Source organism: Streptomyces sp. NPDC088124 (assembly GCF_040685895.1).
Classification (GTDB): domain Bacteria; phylum Actinomycetota; class Actinomycetes; order Streptomycetales; family Streptomycetaceae; genus Streptomyces.
The window spans coordinates 155,974-176,179 of the sequence record NZ_JBFBJB010000011.1; the positions used below are offsets into that span (position 1 = coordinate 155,974).

Here is a 20,206-nt window from a genome sequence, read left to right on the forward strand (position 1 = left end):
GTCATGACGCCGCACGCTCACCCCGCTCGTCGTCGGGGTGCGCCAGGCCCAGGTGGTCGCGGAGCGTGGTGCCCTCGTACTCCGTGCGGTACACGCCGCGTTCCTGGAGCAGCGGGACGACGCGGTCGGCGAAGGAGTCGAGGCCGCCCGGGGTGATGTGCGGGACGAGGATGAAGCCGTCGGCGGCGTCGGCCTGCACGAAGTCGTTGATGGTCCGGGCGATGGTGGCCGGGGAGCCGACGAAGTTCTGCCGGTTGCCGGTCTCGATGACGAGATCACGGATCGACCACTTGTTGGCGGCCGCGCGTTCGCGCCAGTCGCGGGCCGTGGTCAGCGGGTCGCGGTACATCCGTACCTGGGCGCGGCCGCGGGCGACGGTGTGCTCGCCGGGGTCGGGGTCGATGTCGGGGAGCGGGCCGTCCGGGTCGTACGCGGACAGGTCACGGTTCCAGACGAACTCCAGGTGCTTGATGGCCGTGGCCCCGCTCACCTGCAGGCGGCGTACCTCACGGGCCTGTTCCTCCGCCTCCGCGTCGGTGTCGCCGAGTACGAAGCTCGCGGCGGGCAGGATCAGCAACTGGTCGCGGCCCCGGCCGTAGCGGGGCAGGCGGCCCTTGACGTCGGCGTAGAACGCCTGGCCTTCCGCGAGGGCGGCGTACCGGCTGAAGATGGCGTCGGCGCTCGACGCGGCGAACTCGCGTCCCTCGTCGGAGTCCCCGGCCTGGAAGATGACCGGGCGGCCCTGCGGGCTGCGCGGGACGTTGAACTGCCCCTGGATGTCGAAGTGCCGGCCCTGGTGCACGAAGGCTCCGGCGCGCGCGTCCCGCAGGAAGGTACCGGTCTCCTGGTCGGCGACGATCTCGTCCCCGTGCCAGGAGTCGAAGAGTTCGTTCGCGGTGGCCAGGAACTCCTTGGCGCGCGCGTAGCGCTCCTCCTGCGGGAGGAAGCCGCCGCGCCGGAAGTTCTCTCCGGTGAACGCGTCCCAGGAGGTGACCACGTTCCAGGCCGCCCGGCCGCCCGAGAGGTGGTCGAGGCTGGCGAACTGGCGGGCCACCTCGTAGGGCTCGTTGAAGGTGGAGTTGATGGTGCCGGTCAGGCCGAGGTGTTCGGTGACGGCGGCCAGCGCGGCGAGGACGGTGAAGGTGTCGGGTCGGCCGACGACGTCCAAGTCGTATATTTTTCCGCCCTGTTCACGCAGTCGCAGCCCTTCGGCGAGGAACAGGAAGTCGAACTTGGCGCGTTCGGCGGTTCGCGCGAAGTGCGCGAAGGAGCTGAACTCGATATGGCTGCCGGCCTCGGGGGCGCTCCACACGGTGGTGTTGTTGACGCCGGGGAAGTGGGCCGCGAGGTGGATCTGCTTGAGCGGTTGGCTCACGGGAGGAGGCTCCTTCGGGCTCAGACGGCCGGGGCGGCGGCGTAGCGGTTGGCGGGGCGGGCGAGCCCGAGCAGCCCGCGCAGGGTGCCGGCCTCGTACGCGCGGCGGAAGGCGCCCCGGCGCTGGAGTTCGGGGACCAGGCCCCGGGTGATCGCCGGGAGGTCGTGCCCGACGACGGCGGGGCGCAGCCGGAAGCCGGACAGTCCCGACGACTGCAGTTCCTGGAGCAGATCGGCGAGCCCGGCGGGGGTTCCGGTGAAGACCGGGGCGTCGCCGGTGTACGGCTGTCCCGCGAGGGCGTCCAGGCGTTCCCGGCGGGCCACGGCCTCGGCGGGGGCGTCGTCGAGGAAGACCAGCAGGTCGCCGAAGATGTGGAGGGGTTCGTCGGCGCGGCCCGCGGCCGTCTGCTCGGCGCGGATCTCGTCGACGACGGCGCGGGCCTGAGCGGCGTCGTGCGGGGTGACGTAGCCGATGTCGGCGGCCCGGGCCACCAGCCGGTAGGGGATGGTGGCGTGGGCGAGGGCGCTGACGATGGGCTGCCCCTGGGGCGGGCGGGGGGTGATCGAGGGGCCCTTGACGGCGAAGTGCCTGCCCTCGAAGTCGATGTAGTGGAGTTTGTCGCGGTCGATGAAGCGGCCGGTGGCGGCGTCCCGGATCTCCGCGTCGTCCTCCCAGCTGTCCCAGAGCCGGCGCACCACCTCGACGTGGTCGGCGGCCTCGTCGAAGGCGTCGGACAGGGCTTCGTGCCCGGCGGGCGTGGCGTACTCCTCGCCGCGGAGCGGCGGGACCGTACGGCGTCCGAAGTGCGCGGCCTCGTTCCGGCGTGCCGAGATCTGTACGCGCAGGCCGGCGCGGCCGGTGCTCACGTAGTCGAGGGTGGCGATCGCCTTGGAGATGTGGAACGGCTCGGTGTGCGTGGCCACGACCGTCGGCACCACACCGATGTGGCGGGTCAGCGGGGCGACCCGCGCGGCGATGAGGACGGCGTCCAGGCGGCCGCGTACCTGGTCGGTGCGGCCGTCGGGTTCGGTGAGGGACGAGGACTGGAGGCCGAGGGCGTCCTCGATGGTCACGAAGTCGAGCAGGCCGTGCTCGGCCTCGGTGACGAGGTCGGTCCAGTAGGCGGGGTCAAGCAGTTCACGGGGGCGGGAGACCGGCTCGCGCCAGGCGGCCGGGTGCCAGCCGGCGCCGTCGAGGGCGACGGCGAGGTGCAGCGGGGAGGGTGACGAGGACATCGGGAGACGCCTTCCTGATCAGCCGTACGGGGAGCCGGTCCCCGTACGAGGGGTGCGGCTGCGAGGGCAACAGGTCAGGGGCGACAGAGCGCGCCGGCCACGCGGAGCAGGTCGATGTGCGTCCGGGAGTACAGGTGCAGACGGCGGGGCGGGGCGGGGGCCACGGCGCGGTGACGGGACACGGGACGCATGTGCCTCACCTCCACCTTTCCGGCCCGGCGGCCCGGCCGGCCTCACGCTCGCGGCTGTCCTGGGGGCGCGCCGCTCACTGGTCAGCAGGCGCAACAACGCGGCTGTGGCTTTCATTCCGCTGTCCGGCTTCCTGTCCGTCCGGTCCGCGACAGCGGTGGTCGTCGGGGACGGGGAAAACCGTCAGTCGTGGCAGAGGGCGGGACAGTGGCAGAGGGCGGGACAAGGTGCGGGACACGGCGCGCTGTTGACGCGCGGCAGGCCGTCGGAGCGGTCCGCGCGGAGCGGGTGCCGCCGTGCGGCCGTCCTGTCAGCTCCGTACATCGCTGTCACCATCACTTCTCCGGCCCTGGGGGCTCCCGTTGTGCGCCGCACGGTAGGCGCGCCCCGAAAAGAATGTCAACGCGGCTGCCCATCAGGTGAGATCGCGCACCCGGCTTCCTTGACGCCGTCACGGAGGGCACCGAGACTGATGTGGACGGTCACGATTGTCAGCGCCCACGGCGCGGGTTCCGCCCGCTCATGTGGTCATCGGCCCCGGCCCGCCGACAGGCAACCCTTCCACCGCGACGGGGTGCTCCGGGTGACGACCGGGTCCCGCCGACGCGGCGGGGCAAGCGCGGTCCCGCGTCTCGCGGGCCCCGGAGGTGAGACGGGTGGCAATGCCGAGGAACGGCTTGACGAGGCGCCTGCACATCGACCTGTTGCGTGTCTCCAGCGCTTACTGATCCGCCGTTGGTCCGTGCGATCCGGACCGGTGCGGGAAGCGCGGTCGCTCCGTATTCGGCCGCCGGTGCCCACAAGGCGGCGGTGGCTTCCTCGTTCCCCAAGGGAGAGTCATGCCCGAGACAATTTCGCGCGGCCCCGGCACGGCCATGGCCGGCGGTCGTCCCCCGGCTCCGTCCGCGTCCGCACTTCGCCCCAGGGTGGCCGCGGCCTCCCCCCGACCGCACCGTTTCCACAGCAGGATCGGCGTCGGCCTGGCCGGCGGCTTCTACCCGGCACCACACCGCTACGATCTCTACCTCTGCGCGGGGTGTCCCCGCTCGCTGCGTGTCTCGATCACCCTCGACCTGCTCGGCCTCGGCGAGTCGGTCGCCACCACGCTCCTGACCCGTCCCGCCGGGACGCCCGAGGCCTTCGCCTCGCTGCGTGGCGCGTACGAGGCAACGGTGCACCACTACGACGGGCCGCTGACCGTGCCCGCGCTGCGCGACCGCTGGAGCGGACGCATCGTCAGCAACGAGACCCCGGCCATCCTCCGCGACCTCGGGGGCCTGCTCCCGGGCCGCGACGGAGCGCGTCACCGCGCCCTCAACCCGCCCGGTCTCGCCCCGGAGATCGACGCACTGCGCGACCTGCTGGACCAGGACGTCACGCCGGCCGGACGGCCTTCGGAGCGGTCGGCGGCACTCGACCTGCTGGACCGCCGGCTCGCCTCGGGCAGCCACGCGTTGGGCGACACCCTGACGGCCGCGGACGTGGACCTGTGGGTGGCGCTCGTCCACCTCGGCCCGGCCGGCACTCTCAGCTCGTACCCCCGGCTCGGGGCGTACGTACGCCGCCTCGCCGATCACCCCGCCTTCCGGGACAGGACCGGGGCGGTGCCCGACGCGGCGTGAGGGCGGGCGCGGCGCCGCGCCGGCCGTCGTGCCGTCCATGACGGTCAGCGCAGCCTGGGCAGCAGTTGGTCTCCGACCCTTGCGGTCTCCTGCTGGTACGGGGTGTCGGAGAGGACGAAGTGGGTGACGCCCAGCGCGCGGTAGTTGTCCAGCGCCGTGGCCACGTCGGCGGCGGAGCCGACCAGCCAGGTGGTCGCCGCCCCTTTGCCGCCGACGGTGCCGGGGGTGGTGTACAGGCAGGTGTCGAGGACCTCGCCCCGTGCCGCGAGGTCGAGAAGCCTCTGCTGTCCTGCGGCGGTCCTGCCGTTCTCCGTCCAGGCGGTCTCCCCCGCGCTCCGGGCCGTCCGCGCGACCTTCTCCTCGGCGGCCCGCCAGGCCTCCTCCGTGGTGTCACGCACCACCGTGGTGATCCGCAGGCCGAACTGGAGAGGCGGGTGCCTGCGGCCCACCTCCTCGCTCAACGCCTTCAGCCGGGCGATGCGTTCGGCGACGCCGTCGAGCGGTTCGCCCCAGAAGAGCTGAACGTCCGCCTCCGCCGCCGACACCCGTTCGGCGGCCTCGGAGGCGCCACCGAAGTAGAGCGTGGGATGCGCCCGCGTGCCGGTGGCGTACGGGCGTGGCGCGACCGTGGACCGGCCGACCCGGAAGTACTCGCCGTCGAACGTCACGTCCTCCTCGGTCCACAGGCGCCGTACGAGACGCAGGAACTCCCGCGTGCGGGCGTACCGCCCCGCGGGGTCACTGTGCGGGTCGCCGTAGGCGGCGGGCTGGTCGAGCCCGCTGACGATGTTGACCAGCACCCGGCCGCGGCTGAGCTGGTCGAGCGTGGCCGCCGCGGCGGCGAAGTGGGCCGGCTGCCAGTACCCGGGGCGGACCGCGATCAGGGGTTTGAAGGTCTCGGTCCTGGCTGCCAGCGCGGTGGCCAGGGTGAAGGTGTCCGGCCGCCCCCACCCGGTGCCCAGGAGCGCGCCGCCCCACCCGTGCGCCTCCGCCGTCCTGGCCAGGTCGGTGGAGTACTCGACGGATCCCCAGCCGGTCGCCCTGTCGTCACCGCGGTGGCCCGGTTCGACGGTGTTGGGGATGTACCAGAGGAATTCCGGACCCATCATGACTCCGATCTCTGCTCGGCCCGCACCGCGAAGCTGCGGGCACGGCCCGGTGAGGGACTCGGGACGCCGGAGGAAGGGCGGGGCCGTGGCGGCCTCGTCGGCCGGGGTGTACGCGGTGCGCGCCGTTCAGCGACGCGAACCGGCCACCGCTCCACGGCCGTGCCGGCCCCGGACGTCGGAGGGTGAGGTGGCGTGGCGCGAGGTGGACCGGAGGGTCAACACCGTGCGCTGGACACGCGGACGAGGTCGACACAGCGCTCGCGGGTGAGCAACGGGACCTCATACATGTGAGGGAGTCTCCGCGCGATCGACAGGAATGTCAACGCGCGCCTTTGGCCTCGCCCTCACCGGATCGCGGCCCGTCGCTTCTGTCCCCGGCGTGAGCGGCGGACGACGACCGGGCGGCGGACGACGGCACGGTCCGCCCGGCCTCCGGATCAGCGATCCGCGGAGTGGAACACCTCGACGTTCAGGCGGCTGCGGTCGCCGCGATGGAAACCGGTGAACCGTTCTATCGGCCGGCCGGCCTGGTCGAAGGAGACGCTCCGCATCACCAGGACCGCCGCTCCCGGCGCGCAGTCGAGGGCCGACGCGACCGTCTCGTTCGCCACGTCCGCCTCCACCGACCGCCGGGCGCGCTCGAACCGGATTCCGAACCGCCGTTCCAGGACACCGAAGAGCGAGACGTCCTCCAGCTCGATGTCGAGCAACGGCTGCCCGACGTCGACGGGAAGGAAGGTGCGGGTGAAGGCCCACGGAACGCCGTCCACCTCGCGGACGCGCCGTATCTCGACGACGTCCGCTCCCTCGGCCACGGCGAGATCACGCGCGACCTGCGGTGTGGCGGCGACGATGCCGCGGAACAGCGTACGGGAGTGCTGCTCACCCGCGTTGCTCTGGATGTCCTCGAACGTGCCGATCAGCGCACCGCCGAACCCGTGCGACGTCCGCGGGTCGCCGACGAATGTGCCGCGGCCCTTTTCCCGGCGGACCACGCCCTCGTGTTCGAGTTCCAGGAGCGCCTGGCGCACCACGGTGCGGGAAACCTGATACCTGTCGCAGAGTTCGTGGTCCCCGGGCAGGCGGTCACCGGGTTCCAGGCCTCGTGCCGCGATGTCCTCCCGCAGCAATCGCTTCAGCTGCGAGTAGAACGGTACGTCCGAGCGCCGGTCGATCGACGATGAAATGCTCATGGGTTCCCTGGTTGTGGTGAGCCGGGCCGGGCCGAAGCTTCAGGCGGTCTCGGTCTCCCCGCTCATGTCTCCGCATCCCCTTGCCTGTTGAGAGCACCCGCTGCCCACTGCCCGCTGGGACCAGATCCTAGCTTGGCCCGGGAGCCGGTCCCCTCCAGGAAGAGTGCTTGACATCCTGTAATGACAGGATACACGATAAGCCGAGCAGGGAGTACTCGATCAACGGAGCGAAGATGGCAATGATGCCTCGGACCCGGATCTTCATGGGCGTGGTCGCCGCGGCGGTTCTCACCCTCGCCGGCACGACCGCCTACAACGTCGCGGAGAGCGGGGCGCGCGACAACACCGTTGCCTGGTGGGTGCCCGACTGGGACTACGAGAAGGCGACCGGGCTCGTCAGGGAGTTCGAACAGCAGCATCCCGGCCTCACGGTCGAGCTGGTGCAGACCACCGGCGACACGGTGGCGAACCGTACCTCCGTCGCGCTCGACTCGGGCAACGCGCCCGATGTCATCACCGAGTCGCTGTCCCGCGTGCGCAGCTACGCCGGCAAGGGGCAGCTCGCCAGTGTCAGCGATCTGTACGGCCCGAGCATGCCGGCCGGCGACTTCGCACCGGGGCTCGTCGACTCGCTCACCTTCGACGGCGGTACGTACGCCGTGCCGTACCGGTGGGCGACCAACGCCCTGATCTACAACCCCCGCCTGTTCGCGGCGGCCGGTATCGACTCCCCGCCGCGCACCTGGGCGGATTTCGAGCGGGACGCCAAGCGCCTCACCCGGGGCGACGTGGTGGGAACCGCGTGGCCGATGCAGGGCGATCCCAATGACCTGACACTGCGCTTCCTCGATTTCGCCGTCTCCGGCGGTACGGAGATCACCGATGGCGCGCCCCGCTTCACCGAAGCGTCGGCCGAGGCGGCACTGAAGCTGGTCGGCGGTTCGATCCGCGAGGGATGGGCCGGCAAGAGTTCGTTCGAGCTCGACAACACGGGTATCCGCGAGCTGTTTCTCCAGGGGCGCGTCGCGATGTATCCCGCGGGTGTGTTCGATGTGGACACCGCGGTCGACCAGGGCGCGCCCGTCGCGACGGCGTTGCTGCCCGGACCGGACGGGCCGGGGACGGCGCAAGGGGTCGGCTGGGGCTACCTCATCCCCAAGGCCGCGCGGCACCAGGAAGCGGCGCGGCAACTCGTCGGTTTTCTCGCGCGACCGGAGAACATGGCGGAGCTGACGGTGACCTTCCCCGCGCGGACCAGCGCGTCCACCGACGCGAAGTTGACCACCGCGGAGCGGCGGCCGTACGCGGAGCAGCTCGCCCGCCACTCCGTTCCGGCCCCCAACGACCCCCGCTGGACCGCGGCCGTCCAAACGGTGCACGACACGATCCAGGAGGTCGCGCTGGGACGTACCACGCCGGCCGAGGGCGCCGCCCGGGTCCAGCGGCTGGTGACGCGATGACCGGCACCACGGCGACGGAGCCGGTGCGCAGACGGCACCGGACCCGCCCGGTCGCCCTGATACTCCCGGCCGCGATCGTCACCGCCGTCCTCATGGTGATACCCGTCGTCACGACGATCGCGCGGGTCGTCTCCGACGGCGGTACCGGGCTCAGCCGCTTCTTCGGTCTCCCCGATGTCGGCCAGGTCTTTCTCAACACGCTGTACTGGACGGTCGGTTCGGTGGCAGGGGCGATCGTCATCGGTTACGCCGGGGCCCTCGTGCTCCAGTCGAAAAGGCTCCGGCTCGCCGGGGTGTGGCGCTCGCTGCTGATGATTCCCTGGATCATTCCCGGTGTGGTCGGAGCCACCGTATGGCGGTGGACGCTCTCCACGGACTACGGGATCCTCAACCGGACGCTGCTGGATCTCGGGCTCATCGGGGAGCCCGTCCGCTGGCTCTCCGATCCCGGCATCGTGCTGTGGGCGGTCGCGCTCATCCAGATCTGGGTCACCGCGCCATTCGTGATGCTGATGGTCTCGGCGGCGCTGGCCACCATCCCCGCCGAGCGTTACGAGGCGGCCCGTCTCGACGGGGCAGGCGGTCCCGCGATCCTGCGGCACATCATCCTGCCCGCCATCCGCCCGACCACGGGCATCTGCGTACTGACACTCGCGATATGGGCCCTGAACTCCTTCACGATCATCTGGGTCGCCACGAGCGGCGGTCCGGCCGGCGCGTCGACGATCCTGCCCATCCTTCTCTACCAGGCGTTCCAGAACGGGGATCAGGCCCTCGTGTCCGCGGTCGCACTGGTGCAGGTGCTCATCGGGGCCGTCCTCGCCGTCTTCTTCGCGCGGACCATGCGCACAGATCTCCAGGAGCGGACATGAGACTTCTGATCGGCCGCGCGTCCGCCCGCGCCGCGGTCTGGGGAACCCTGGCGGTCCTGCTGGTGTGGAGCCTCGCTCCGATCGCCGTCATGGTGCTCACGTCGTTCAAGAAGCGGGGGGACATCTTCGCCGTACCGGCCCGACTGCTGCCCGCCTCGTGGACGTTCGAGAACTACGCCGCGGTGTTCACCTCGTCGTCGATGCCCCGTGCGCTGCTGAATTCCGTCGTCATCGGCGGCCTCGTCGCCCTCGCGACTCTTCTGTTCTGTTTCAGTGCCGGATACGCGCTGGCGCGGTTCCGGTTCAGGTCGGCCCGGCCGTTGGCCCTGTTCATTCTGCTCGGGCAGATGGTTCCGCTCACCGTGGTGCTGCTGCCGGTCTACCAGATCGTCTCGTCGCTGAAATTGCTCGACACGGCGACCGGCGTGGCGTTCGCCCATCTCGCGATCACCGTGCCGCTCGTGACCTGGATGGTGCGCAACCAGATCGCGGCGATCCCGTACGAGTTGGAGGAAGCCGTCCAGATCGACGGTGGTTCACGGTTCGACGCAGTCAGCTACGTCACGCTGCCCGTCTGTGCTCCGGGCCTCGCGGCGGCCGGGATGTTCGCCTTCCTCCAGTCCTGGCACGAGTTCCTGTTCGCCTCCGTGATGGCCACGTCCACGGCCTCGCGTACCGCCCCCGTGGCGCTGACGCAGTTCGCCGGCGAGTTCGATGTCGACTGGGGCGCGACCATGGCCGCGTCCGTCGTCCTCACCGTTCCCATCGTCCTCCTCTTCGTCATCACGCAGCGGTATTTCACGGCCGGACTGACCGGAGGGGCGGTCAAAGGATGAGGATCACCGACATCCGGTGTGCCCGGATCGGCCGGTCCCCGGTGATCCGGATCCTGACGGACGAGGGGATCGACGGCTTCGCCGAGATCGAGTTCTCCAAGCCCTATGTGGCCGCGACGCTCGGGGTGTACCGCCCGCTGCTGCTCGGCGCCGACCCGACGGAGGTCGAGCGCTGCATGCTCCGCATCCGGCGCATGGGCGCGTCCAAGCCGTGGGGCGCCGTCGTCTCGGCCATCGAGATCGCCCTGTGGGACGTGGCGGGCAAGGCTCTCGGCGTCCCCGTACACCGGCTTCTGGGCGGCAAGGTGCGTGACCGTGTCCGTGTCTACAACGGCGGCGTACGCACCTCGCTCGGCGCCCACACGCCCGAGGACTACGCGGCGTCGATGGCACACATGGCCGCGGCTCCCGAGAAGTTCTCCATCATCAAGGAAGGCGTGGGCCTGCACGGGTTCATGGCGCCCCATACGCCGGACTTCCTCTACAACGATCTCCGTGAGGGCCCCCTGCACCCCAACCGCGGGTTTCTGACGCCGAGTGGCATCAGCCGTATCGTCGACGCGGTCGCCGCGATGAAGGACGTGCTGGGACCCGAACGGCGGCTGGCTCTCGACATGGGTCCGGGGTGGACGGTGCCCGACGCCCTCCGGGTCCTGCGGGAACTGGAGCGGTTCGACATCGCGTGGGCCGAGGACATCCTGACGGGCGATTTCGTGCCCTGGAACGATGTCGCGGGCTACCGCGAGATCACCACGGCGACGACGGTCCCCACCCACACCGGCGAGCAGCTCTATCTCCGGCAGAATTTCCGTGAGTTGATCGAAACACGCGCCGTACGGGTCATCGGCCCCGACCCGGGCGATGTCGGTGGCCTCGCCGAGCTGAAATGGATCGCCGAGTTCGCGGATCTGTACGGGATCGGCATCGCTCCGCACGGCGTCAGCAGTGGCCTGCTCGGACTGGCGGCCCTGATCCAGGTCTCGGCGACCCTGCCCGACAATCTGATCGCCTTCGAGTACCCCGTGGCGACGGACACGTGGTGGTACGACATCCTCGACGGATTCACCGAGCCGATCGTGCGGGACGGCTATGTCACCGTCGGCGATCGCCCGGGGCTGGGCGTCGAGTTCGACCGTACGGCCGCCCGTGCCCACCTGGACCCGGCGGACGCCGGGTTCTTCGACTGGACGAGCGCGGAGGAATGAGCGTGCGCTGGACCCCCCGGACCCTGGGTGCCACAGGGCTCCCCGTAACCCCTCTCATGGTCGGCGGCGCGCCGCTGGGCTCGATGCCCTCGAACTTCGGCTACGACGTGAGCGCCGAGGACGGAGTGGCGACCGCCGTCGCCGCGCTGACCGGACCGATCCGCGGAATCGACACCTCCTGCGCCTACAGCCGCGGGGAATCGGAACGGCGTATCGGAACGGCCATCGCCGAGGTCGGCGGTCTGCCCGACGGTTATCTGCTCGCCACGAAGATCACCCGTGATCTGGACACCGGTGATTTCTCCGGCGAGCAGATGCGCAGGGCGATCGCGGGCAGTCTGCGCCGTCTCGGCGTCGACACGGTGCCGTTGCTGTATCTGCACGACCCCGAGAACACGACGTTCGCCGCCGCGACCGCGCCCGGCGGCCCCGTCGAGGTCCTGCGGGAGCTGAAGGACCGGGGAGTGGCACGGGCGATCGGGGTGGCCGGCGGTGACACGGCGACGATCGGCGCCTACGTGGAGACCGGCCACTTCGACGTACTGCTGACGCACAACCGGTGGACCCTCGTGAACCGTACGGCCGACCGGCTCATCGACTCCGCGGTCGAGCGCGGCATGGGGGTGGTCAACGCCGCGGTGTTCGGCGGCGGGATCCTGGCGGCCGGCACCGGAGCGTCGAGCCGGTACGGATACCGGGAGGCGTCCGAGGAACTGCTCGACGCGATCCGCCGGATCGAGGATCTCTGCCGGGAGGCCGGCGTGCCGCTCTCCGCCGCGGCCGTCCAGTTCTCGGCCCGTGACCCGCGGATCGCGTCCACCGTCGTGGGGGTCTCGCGTCCGTCACGGATCGCGGAGAGCGTCGCGGCGGTCGAACTCGACATCCCGCCGGGGCTTTTCGACGCGGTGGACGAGATCGCCGCCGGGCTTCCGGCCGGCGTCGGACCCCGATGACCGCCCACCGACACGAAGGAAGGACCACGCCATGAGCGTCATTCGCACCGCCGTCATCGGCTTCGGCACCGCGGGGCGCGTTTTCCACGCGCCGCTGATCGCCGCGGACCCGCGCTACTCCCTGGACGCGATCGTCACGGGATCACCCGAGCGGGCCCGGGCCGCCCGTGACACGTACCCGGAGACCGACGTACTCGCCTACACGGACACCCTCCTCGCCAGGGCGGACCAGTTCGACCTCGTGGTCATCGGCAGCCCGAACGAGAGCCACGCGCCGCTCGCCCGTGCCGCGATCGAGGCCGGGGCGCATGTCGTGGTCGACAAACCCATCGCCGTCACCTCCGCCGAGGCACGCGCCGTCGCGGCCGCGGCGAAGGCGGCCGGACGCGTACTGACCGTCTTCCAGAACCGGCGCTGGGACGGCGATTTCCTCACGCTCCGCGAGGTCGTCGCAGGCGGCGGGCTCGGTGAGGTCCGCCAGTTCGACTCCGCCTTCACATGGTGGAACCCGCGGGTCGGTACCGGCTGGAAGGACCTCACGGGCCCCGACGCGGGTGGCGGCATCCTCTACGACCTCGGACCGCACCTGATCGACCAGGCCCTGCAACTGTTCGGCGAGATCACCGAGGTCCACGCCGAACTCGACCGCCGGCGCCCCGGCGGCTTCAGCGACGACGACTCCTTCCTCACCCTGCGGCACGTCTCCGGTGTGCGGACGCGGCTGTGGATGAGCGCCGTGGCGCCCGCGCCACGCCCCCGGTTCCGGGTCAGCGGCTCCCGGGCCGTCTTCCGTTCGGACGGCCTCGACCCGCAGGAAGCGCAGTCCATCGCCGGGCGGAAGCCCGGCGAAGCCGGGTTCGGGGTGCACGAGGACGGACGGACCGCCGTCGTGGAAGGCCCCGACGGTGCGGCGGCCGTGCCCTTGCGGGCCGGCGACTACCGCGCGTTCTACCGTCTGCTCGCCGCCGCTCTGCGGGAGGGCGGCCCGTTGCCCGTCGACCCGGCCGACAGCATCCGCGCGCTGGAGATCATCGAACAGGCGCTCGCAGGGGCCCGGTAGCGAACGGGCCACGCGCCGCACGCCTGCCGCACGCTCGCCGCACGCACGCCGCGCGTCGGCGGGCGTGCGGTGTGCGGTGTGCGGTGTGCGGTGTGCGGTGTGCGGTGTGCGGTGTGTTCAGCCCGCTGTGGGGAAAAGGCGTGCGGCCAGCTCGGCGACGGTCGGCGCCTCGAAGAAGACCCTCACGTCCTCGATCGGCGTGCCCAGCGCGGTGTGGATGCCCGCGGCGTAGCCGACGGCGAGCAGGGAGTTCCCGCCGAGATGGAAGAAGTTGTCGTCGATGGTCAGGCCGTCGGCGCCCAGGATCTCGGCGGCCAGCGCGCACAGCGTGCGCTCCTCGGGCGTGCGCGGCTCCCGGCCGGCGCGGGCCGGGGCGGGGCTCCCGGGCGCCGGGAGGGCGCGCCGGTCCAGCTTGCCGTTGGGGGTGAGCGGCAGCGCGTCCAGGGTGACGAACGCCGCGGGCACCATGTAGTCGGGCAGCCGGGCCGTCAGCGCGTCCCGCAGGAGAGCGGTGTCGGGCCCGTCGCGCCGGGCGGTCAGGGGGCCGGGGGTCACGTACGCGACCAGACGGGGGTCGCCCGGCCGGTCCTCGCGCAGGACGACGACCGCCTGGCCGACCTCCGGACGCGCGGTCAGCGCCGCCTCGATCTCGGCGGGCTCGATACGGAAGCCGCGCACCTTCACCTGGTGGTCGGCGCGCCCGTGGAAGAGGAGATACCCGTCCCCGTGCCAGGCCGCGAGGTCGCCGGTGCGGTACATCCGGGTGCCCGGCGCTCCGAAGGGGTCCGGGACGAAGCTCTCCGCCGTCAGCCCCGGCCTGCCGAGGTAGCCGTGGGCGAGCTGGGCGCCCGCGAGGTACAGCTCGCCGATGCCGCCCGGGGCGGCCGGGCACAGCGCCCCGTCGAGGACGTAGGCGCCGGTGTTCCACACCGGTCTGCCGATCGGGACCGTGACGGAGGCGGCGCCGCTGCCCGGGAGGCAGTGCCAGGCGGTGACGTCGACGGTCGCCTCGGTGGGGCCGTAGAGGTTGTGGAGGTCGGCGCCGAGGACGCGAAGGCAGGGCTCCACGAGGTCGGCCGGGAGGGCCTCGCCGCTGCAGAACACCCGGCGCAGGGTGTCGCAGCCGGACGCGCCCGGCGACTGGAGGAAGTACCGCAGCATGGACGGTACGAAGTGGACGGTGGTCACCCGCTCGGCGCGAATGAGCCGGGCGAGGTGGCCGGGGTCCTTGTGTCCGCCGGGCCGGACGATGACCAGTGTGGCGCCGGTGATCAGGGGCCAGAAGAACTCCCAGACCGACACGTCGAAGCCGGCGGGGGTCTTCTGCAGGACGCGGTCGTCGGCCTCCAGCCGGTAGGTGTCCTGCATCCACAGCAGGCGGTTGACGACGGCGCGGTGCGGGACCACGACGCCCTTGGGGTGGCCGGTGGATCCTGACGTGTAGATGACGTAGGCGGGATCGCCGGGAGCGGGCGGCGCTCCGCGTCCCGGCGCGGCGGGCGAGGACGTGGGGAGGGCCGCCAACGACGCGGTGGTGTGCGGATCGTCCAGAACGACGACTCCGTCGCCGTCGGGCACGTCCAGGGCCTCGGCGGCCGGGGTCGTGGTGAGCACCGCGCGGGGTGCGCAGTCGCGCAGCAGGTGGCGGACCCGGTCGCGGGGGTGGTCGGTGTCGACCGGTACGTACGCCGCTCCGCTCTTGACCACCGCGAGCAGCGCGACGACCAGGTCCGCGGAGCGCGGCACCGCGACCGCGACCCGGTCACCGGGGCGGACGCCGCGCGCCAGCAGGAGGTGTGCGAGGCGGTTGGCGTCGGCGTCGAGCCGGTCGTAGCGGGTCCCGCTCCCCTCGAAGACCAGGGCGGTGCGGTCGGGGGTGGCCGCGGCCTGTGCCTCGAACAGCTCGGGGAGTGTGACCGGGGGGAGCCGGCGGGGGGAGCCGTGCCACGGAACGCGGGCGGTGGCCGGTACGGCGGATGACGGTGACAACTCTCGGCGCTCCCAACGGGGCAGGACACCGCGTGCGCGCCGGCGGGGAGTTTCCCCGCGCGTACGGCAGGACGGTGTGTCGCAGATGTGGTGGGAGGGCGGAGCCGCGATGTGCCGAAGCTGCCACAGGGGTGGGGGGCTGTCAACGGTGCGTCGTACCGGAAGGAACTAGATCGATGGCACCCATATCTGTCAAGTCACAGGTTCTGGTGAATGGTGTGCGCAGCGGCCTTCGGTCAATCTGTCTAGCGGAGTGGCGAGAGCTTTGCGTAGTAATCCTCGAACAATGAAAAGCCGTGATGAATAACCGCATGTGACCAACCATCGGATGATGTGAGGAGACCGCAGTGGTCGGTTCGGGGGCATGGACGTCCGTGTGCGAGGCGTTCACCGCGCGGCGCGCGGCACATCCCGACGCCGTGGCCGTCACCGGTGCCTACGGTGATCTGTCCTTTGAGCGGCTGGGCGCGATGGCGGACTCCGTCGCGGCCTCGGTGCGCGCGCTCGGCACCCCCGCCGAGCGCGCGGAGCTGCCCGTGGGCTATCTGGGGGCGCGCCGCCCGCACTTCCTGGCCACGGTGCTGGGGGTGCTCGGCAGCGGTGCGGCGTATGTGCCCCTGGACCCGTCGTGGCCGCCGGCCCGTATCGCGGACGTCGCCGAAGTGGCGGGCCTGCGCCATGTGTTCGTCGACGCGGAGCACACCGGCCTCGCCCGCGACGCCGGGTTGTCCGTGGTGCTCCCGGCGGAGGAGGCGGCGGTGGAGCGCCGGGCGCCAGTGTCCCGGTGGGCCGGGACGGGCGCCGACCTCGCCTATGTGGTGTTCACCTCGGGCTCGACCGGGGCGCCGAAGGGTGTACTGACCGAGCACGCGGCGCTGGCCAACACCTGTGCCCGGCTGGCCGACCGCTGGGAGCTCACCCCGGCGGACCGGGTGCTGCAGTTCACCCCGCTCGGCGTGGACATCACACTGGAGGAGGCGTTCAGCGCGTGGACGGCGGGGGCCGCGCTCGTCCTGATGGATCCCGCGACCGCCGGCGACTTCGTGCGTTTCACCGCGTTCCTGGCGGAATGCCAGGTCAGCGCCCTCGATCTGCCGACCTCCTTCTGGACCGCGTGGCTGTCGGCGGTCGAGGCGGGGGACGTGCCGCCGCCTCCGGGATGCGTACGGGTGGTCGCGGTCGGCAGTGAGGAGGTCGCCGCCGACGACATCGCCCGGTGGGGGGCCGTCGCGGGGCCGGGGTGCCGCACGTTCAACATGTACGGATCGACGGAGCAGGCCATCACCTCCGTCGTGGAAGGGCCCCTCGCCCCCGGTGACCCGGTGGGCAGCGGTGTGATCGGCCGGCCGCTGTCCGGCGTCCGCGCCTATGTGCTCGACGCGCGGCTGCGTCCGCAGCCGCCGGGCGTGCCGGGAGAGTTGTACGTCGGCGGACTGGCCGCGGCCCGCGGCTACGCGGGACAGCCGGCGCGCACGGCGGAACGCTTTCCGCCCGACCCGTTCGCGGACCGCCCGGGCGCCCGGATGTACGCGACCGGGGACCGCGCGGTGGCCCTCACCGACGGCGGTTTCCGCTTCGCCGGGCGCATCGACACCCGCCTGAAGATCAGGGGTTTCACGGTGCAGCCGCGGGAGGTCGAGGGCGTGCTGGCCGAGGTGGCCGGAGTCGAGAAGGTCGCGGTGACCACGGAGCCGGGGCCGGACGGCAGGGAGCTGCTGGTCGCCGAGGTGGTCGGCACGGCGGCCGCCGGGGCGGCGGAGCGGCTCGTCGGGGCACTCAGCGGGCGGGCGGCGGAGCGGCTGCCGGGCTATGCCTGCCCGCAGCGGTACGTGGTGCACTCCCACGGCGGTGGCGCGCCGCGCACGCTCGGCGCGTCGGCCCGCCCGCCGGGGAGCGCGGTCACCGCCGGGGCCGCCGAGGATCTGCCGGCCACCCGGGCCGCCGAGGGTGCCGGGGCCGCCGACGATCCTCCGGGCGCCGGGCAGGCGCGTCGCGCGGCGGTGGCGGCGGTCACCGCCGCCTGGCGGGAGCTGCTGGGCGACCAGGAGATCACGGCCGGGGACAGTTTCCTCGACCTCGGCGGCAACTCCCTGCTCGCCCTTCAGCTGCTGACCCGGTTGCGCGGACGGTACGGCGTGGCCGTCGATGTCGCCCGGTTCTTCGAGGACCCCACGGTGGCCGCTCTGGCGGCGGCCCTCGTCGCGGCGGGCGCGGTGACGGAGGAGAGCGGGCGCGACGGCGCGAGCGGCCCTCCCCGGCTGCCGCGCACGGCGCGGGACGAGGGGCCGTGCTGGTCCGGACAGGAGCGGATGTGGTTCCTCCAGCGCCTGCTGCCCGAGTCCGCCGCCTACCACATCCCGCTCGCCTTCGAGGTCACGGGCGGGGTCAGCGTGCCCGCGCTGCGCACCGCGCTGCGGGCGGTGGCGGCACGGCACGAGCCGCTGCGTACGGCCGTCCGGCTCGACGGCGCCCGGCTGAGCCAGGTCGTGGTCGCACCGGACGTCCCCGTGGAGACGGCCTCCGTCCCGCACACCGTCCGGGAGGAACTGGAGTCGGCGGACGGTGTGCTGGCCGCGTTCGTCTCGCGCCCGTTCGACCTCGGGGCGGGCCGGGTGCTGCGCGCTGCGGTGGTCGAGTGCGCCGAGGGGCGCGCCCTCCTCGCCTTCGCCGTCCACCACGTGGCGTTCGACGAGTGGTCGGCGGGGCTCTTCCTCGACGAACTGAGCGAGGCGTACACCTCGGCCCTGCACGGCACGCCGTTCGCGCCGCGTCCGCTCGGCGCGCGCTATCTGGACTTCTGCGGCTGGCAGGCGGACCCGGCGTCCCGGCGGCGCGTGACGGAGCGGCTCGGATTCTGGCGGGAGTATCTGGCGGGGCTGCCCGAACCGGCCCTGCCCGCCGACCTGCTTCCGCCGGAGCGGCCCACCCGCACGGGCGACGAGCGGCGCTTCACCGTGCCGCGCCGTCAGGCCGCCGCCCTCGCGGCCCTCGCCCGGCGAGAGGGGGCCACCCGCTACCACACCCTCCTCACGCTGTTCTCCGTGCTGCTGGCGCGCTACAGCGGAACGTACGACCTGGCGGTCGGCGTGCCCGCCGCCAACCGTGACACGGAGGAGCTGGAGGAGCTGATCGGGTTCTTCGTCAACACCCTTCCGGTGCGGGCGCGGCTGACGGACAACCCCACCTTCGCCGAGGCCGTGCGCCGCGTCAGCAGGAGCACACTGGCCGCGCAGGCCGCCGGACACGTCCCGGTGGACGAGATCGCCCGTGCCGTCGGCAGGCACGGGTCCGCGACCCGGAACCCGATGTTCCAGACGCTGTTCGTGATGGACGAGGAGCAGCGGGGCTCGCTGCGGCTGTCCGGCGCGGAGGTCCGGCCCGCGCATGTGCCCGTACGGTCCTCCGCGCTCGACCTCACGCTGGCCGTCGGTGACGGCGACGACGGAACGCTGAGCGGGCGACTGTGGTACTGCGCCGAGGTGTTCGGCCCGGAGACCGCGGAGCGCATGGTGGCGAGCTTCCTGACGCTGGTGGACCAGGTCGTCGCCGACCCGGATCTGCGGGTGCGGGACATGGACGCCGCGCGCCCGGCGGACCGGTCGCTGGCCACGGCCGGCGCCCCGGACCTCGGGCCGGAGGAGCGGGCGCCGCTGGCCGCCCGGTTCGATGCCGCCGCCCGGCGGTGGCCGGAGCGCACGGCACTCGTCGCGGACGGCCGGTGCGTGACATACGGCGCGCTGTCCGCGCTCGTCGAGGAGGTCCGCGCCCGGCTGCGCGACGCGGCGCCGATGGCGGCGTTCGTACCGCTGGTGCTCCCGGAGGGGCCCGCGTTGGTCGCGGCGATGCTCGCGGTGAACAGCCTGGGGCGGGCCTTCGTGCCCGTCGACCCGAGCTGGCCGCGGCGGCGCGTCGCGGACGTCGTCGCGCGTACGGGCAGCCCGATCGCCGTCGTGGCCGAGGGCGCGGGGACCCCGGCCCTGCCGCCCGGCGCCCGGACGCTGGCCGTCGGGGACCGGTCGCGGCCGGGCCCGCGTGAGCCGTACGGGACGGCGGCCACCCCGCTGTACGCGGCGGACGAGATCGGCGACGAGCGGCGCCCGATGTACGCGGTGTGCGCGACGGGGCCGGCCGACCCGCCCGACCTGGCCGTCGTCGCACACCGGGCGTTCGCCCGCCACACCGGGTGGGCCGTACGGTACTTCGGCACGGACGCGCCGACGGTCCTGCACGCGACACCGCCCGCCCGCGCACACGGTGTGTGGGAGCTGCTGTGGCCGCTCGCGCACGGTGGTACCGCGGTCCTGCCCGGCCCCGGTGCGCGCACCGATCCGAGGGCGCTGGCGACGGCGCTGGCCCGGGACGGCGCGAACACGCTCTTCCTCCTGCCGAGCACGCTGGCCGGACTGGTCGGCGAGGTGTCGGCCGAGCCCGGTCTCGCGGAGACCCTCGCGGGGCTGCGGACCGTGATCACCACCGGTGAGGCTCCCCGGGAGCAGGCGGCGCGCCGCTTCGCCGCACTGGCACCGGCCGCGCGTCTGTACCACCTGCACACGGACCCGGGAGGTGGACTGGCCGCGCTGGTCAGGACGTTGCCCGGCGGCCCGGAGGAGAGCCGCGGACTCGTCGTCGGCGACAGCTCGGCCGTCGTCGTCGACGACCGGCGCCGAGCGGTGCCCCACGGCGTTCTCGGCGAACTCTGCCTGACCGCCGACGACGACGGCGACGGGACCGGCGGTGTGACGAGCACCGCCCTCGTCCGGCGGCGTCTCGTGGAGAGCCGCCATCCGGAACTGCCGGCCGGCGCCCGTCTGGTGCGGACGGGTGAGCTGGCGCGGATGCGGCCGTCCGGCGGCATCGAGCTGTGCGGCACGGCCGACGACCAGGCCACGCTCCGAGGCGTCCGGGTACGGCTCGGCCCGATCGCCGCCCACCTCGCCGGCCATCCGGGCGTACGGTCCGCCACCGTGGCCGCGACACCGGCCGACGCCACCCGGCCGCAGCGGACGGCCGCGCTCCTGGCCGCCGCACCGCCCGCACTGGCCGCGGCCGCGCTGCGCGCGGTGACCGGGGCGGACGCCCTCCCCACCACCCCGCCGACCGGAAGGTGA

At 72.7% G+C, this 20,206-nt stretch carries 15 protein-coding genes and 1 riboswitch; of the genes, 9 read left to right on the forward strand and 6 right to left on the reverse strand.

What is annotated here, in order from left to right:
- Position 1 precedes the first annotated feature (1 nt).
- The 3 genes from AB0P17_RS11740 to AB0P17_RS11750 all read right to left on the reverse strand — a co-directional run bounded on the left by AB0P17_RS11740 (position 2) and on the right by AB0P17_RS11750 (position 2,801).
- The gene (locus AB0P17_RS11740) at positions 2-1,375 is read right to left on the reverse strand and encodes an NtaA/DmoA family FMN-dependent monooxygenase (protein ID WP_365809894.1); all 1,374 of its coding nucleotides are present in this window, start codon (positions 1,373-1,375) and stop codon (positions 2-4) included.
- A gap of 20 nt (positions 1,376-1,395) precedes the next feature.
- The gene (locus tag AB0P17_RS11745) at positions 1,396-2,610 is read right to left on the reverse strand and encodes an LLM class flavin-dependent oxidoreductase (protein ID WP_365809896.1); all 1,215 of its coding nucleotides are present in this window, start codon (positions 2,608-2,610) and stop codon (positions 1,396-1,398) included.
- A gap of 74 nt (positions 2,611-2,684) precedes the next feature.
- Entirely contained in the window at positions 2,685-2,801 is a 117-nt protein-coding gene (locus AB0P17_RS11750) for a putative leader peptide (protein ID WP_365809897.1), read from the reverse strand.
- 516 nt (positions 2,802-3,317) lie between these two features.
- Positions 3,318-3,425: riboswitch (SAM riboswitch) on the forward strand.
- A 36-nt stretch (positions 3,426-3,461) separates the two neighbouring features.
- Here AB0P17_RS11750 and AB0P17_RS11755 point away from each other — a divergent pair.
- A complete protein-coding gene (locus tag AB0P17_RS11755) occupies positions 3,462-3,527 on the forward strand; it encodes a putative leader peptide (RefSeq protein WP_351121255.1) in 66 nt (21 codons plus the stop codon).
- Positions 3,528-3,638: 111 nt separating this feature from the next.
- Entirely contained in the window at positions 3,639-4,421 is a 783-nt protein-coding gene (locus AB0P17_RS11760) for a glutathione S-transferase C-terminal domain-containing protein (protein WP_365809898.1), read from the forward strand.
- 44 nt (positions 4,422-4,465) lie between these two features.
- On the opposite strand, the gene AB0P17_RS11765 is transcribed toward AB0P17_RS11760, so the two are convergent.
- The gene (locus AB0P17_RS11765) at positions 4,466-5,530 is read right to left on the reverse strand and encodes an LLM class flavin-dependent oxidoreductase (RefSeq protein ID WP_365809899.1); all 1,065 of its coding nucleotides are present in this window, start codon (positions 5,528-5,530) and stop codon (positions 4,466-4,468) included.
- 437 nt (positions 5,531-5,967) lie between these two features.
- Positions 5,968-6,723 (reverse strand): GntR family transcriptional regulator, encoded by a 756-nt coding sequence (locus tag AB0P17_RS11770; RefSeq protein WP_365809900.1) that lies wholly within the window; start codon positions 6,721-6,723, stop codon positions 5,968-5,970.
- Positions 6,724-6,956: 233 nt separating this feature from the next.
- On the opposite strand from AB0P17_RS11770, the gene AB0P17_RS11775 reads away from it, so the two are divergent.
- The 6 genes from AB0P17_RS11775 to AB0P17_RS11800 are packed head-to-tail and all read left to right on the forward strand — an operon-like array spanning position 6,957 to position 13,109.
- Positions 6,957-8,183: a sugar ABC transporter substrate-binding protein gene (locus AB0P17_RS11775; protein ID WP_365809901.1), complete on the forward strand. Its 1,227-nt coding sequence runs from the start codon at positions 6,957-6,959 to the stop codon at positions 8,181-8,183.
- Positions 8,180-9,055 (forward strand): sugar ABC transporter permease, encoded by an 876-nt coding sequence (locus tag AB0P17_RS11780; RefSeq protein ID WP_365809903.1) that lies wholly within the window; start codon positions 8,180-8,182, stop codon positions 9,053-9,055. Before AB0P17_RS11775 ends, AB0P17_RS11780 begins: the two co-directional genes overlap by 4 nt.
- Positions 9,052-9,891 carry a carbohydrate ABC transporter permease gene (locus tag AB0P17_RS11785; RefSeq protein ID WP_365809904.1) on the forward strand — a complete coding sequence of 280 codons (840 nt, stop codon included), beginning with the start codon at positions 9,052-9,054 and terminating at the stop codon, positions 9,889-9,891. Before AB0P17_RS11780 ends, AB0P17_RS11785 begins: the two co-directional genes overlap by 4 nt.
- Positions 9,888-11,096, forward strand: coding sequence for a mandelate racemase/muconate lactonizing enzyme family protein (locus AB0P17_RS11790; RefSeq protein WP_365809906.1), 1,209 nt, complete (start codon positions 9,888-9,890; stop codon positions 11,094-11,096). Before AB0P17_RS11785 ends, AB0P17_RS11790 begins: the two co-directional genes overlap by 4 nt.
- A gap of 2 nt (positions 11,097-11,098) precedes the next feature.
- Positions 11,099-12,049, forward strand: coding sequence for an aldo/keto reductase (locus AB0P17_RS11795; protein WP_365809908.1), 951 nt, complete (start codon positions 11,099-11,101; stop codon positions 12,047-12,049).
- 31 nt (positions 12,050-12,080) lie between these two features.
- On the forward strand, positions 12,081-13,109 hold the full coding sequence (locus tag AB0P17_RS11800) for a Gfo/Idh/MocA family oxidoreductase (RefSeq protein ID WP_365809909.1): 1,029 nt from the start codon (positions 12,081-12,083) through the stop codon (positions 13,107-13,109).
- Positions 13,110-13,226: 117 nt separating this feature from the next.
- On the opposite strand, the gene AB0P17_RS11805 is transcribed toward AB0P17_RS11800, so the two are convergent.
- Positions 13,227-15,098, reverse strand: a complete 1,872-nt coding sequence (locus AB0P17_RS11805; RefSeq protein WP_365809911.1) for an amino acid adenylation domain-containing protein — start codon at positions 15,096-15,098, stop codon at positions 13,227-13,229.
- A gap of 347 nt (positions 15,099-15,445) precedes the next feature.
- Here AB0P17_RS11805 and AB0P17_RS11810 point away from each other — a divergent pair, with 347 nt between their 5' ends.
- The gene (locus AB0P17_RS11810; protein WP_365809912.1) at positions 15,446-20,206 is read left to right on the forward strand and encodes an amino acid adenylation domain-containing protein; all 4,761 of its coding nucleotides are present in this window, start codon (positions 15,446-15,448) and stop codon (positions 20,204-20,206) included.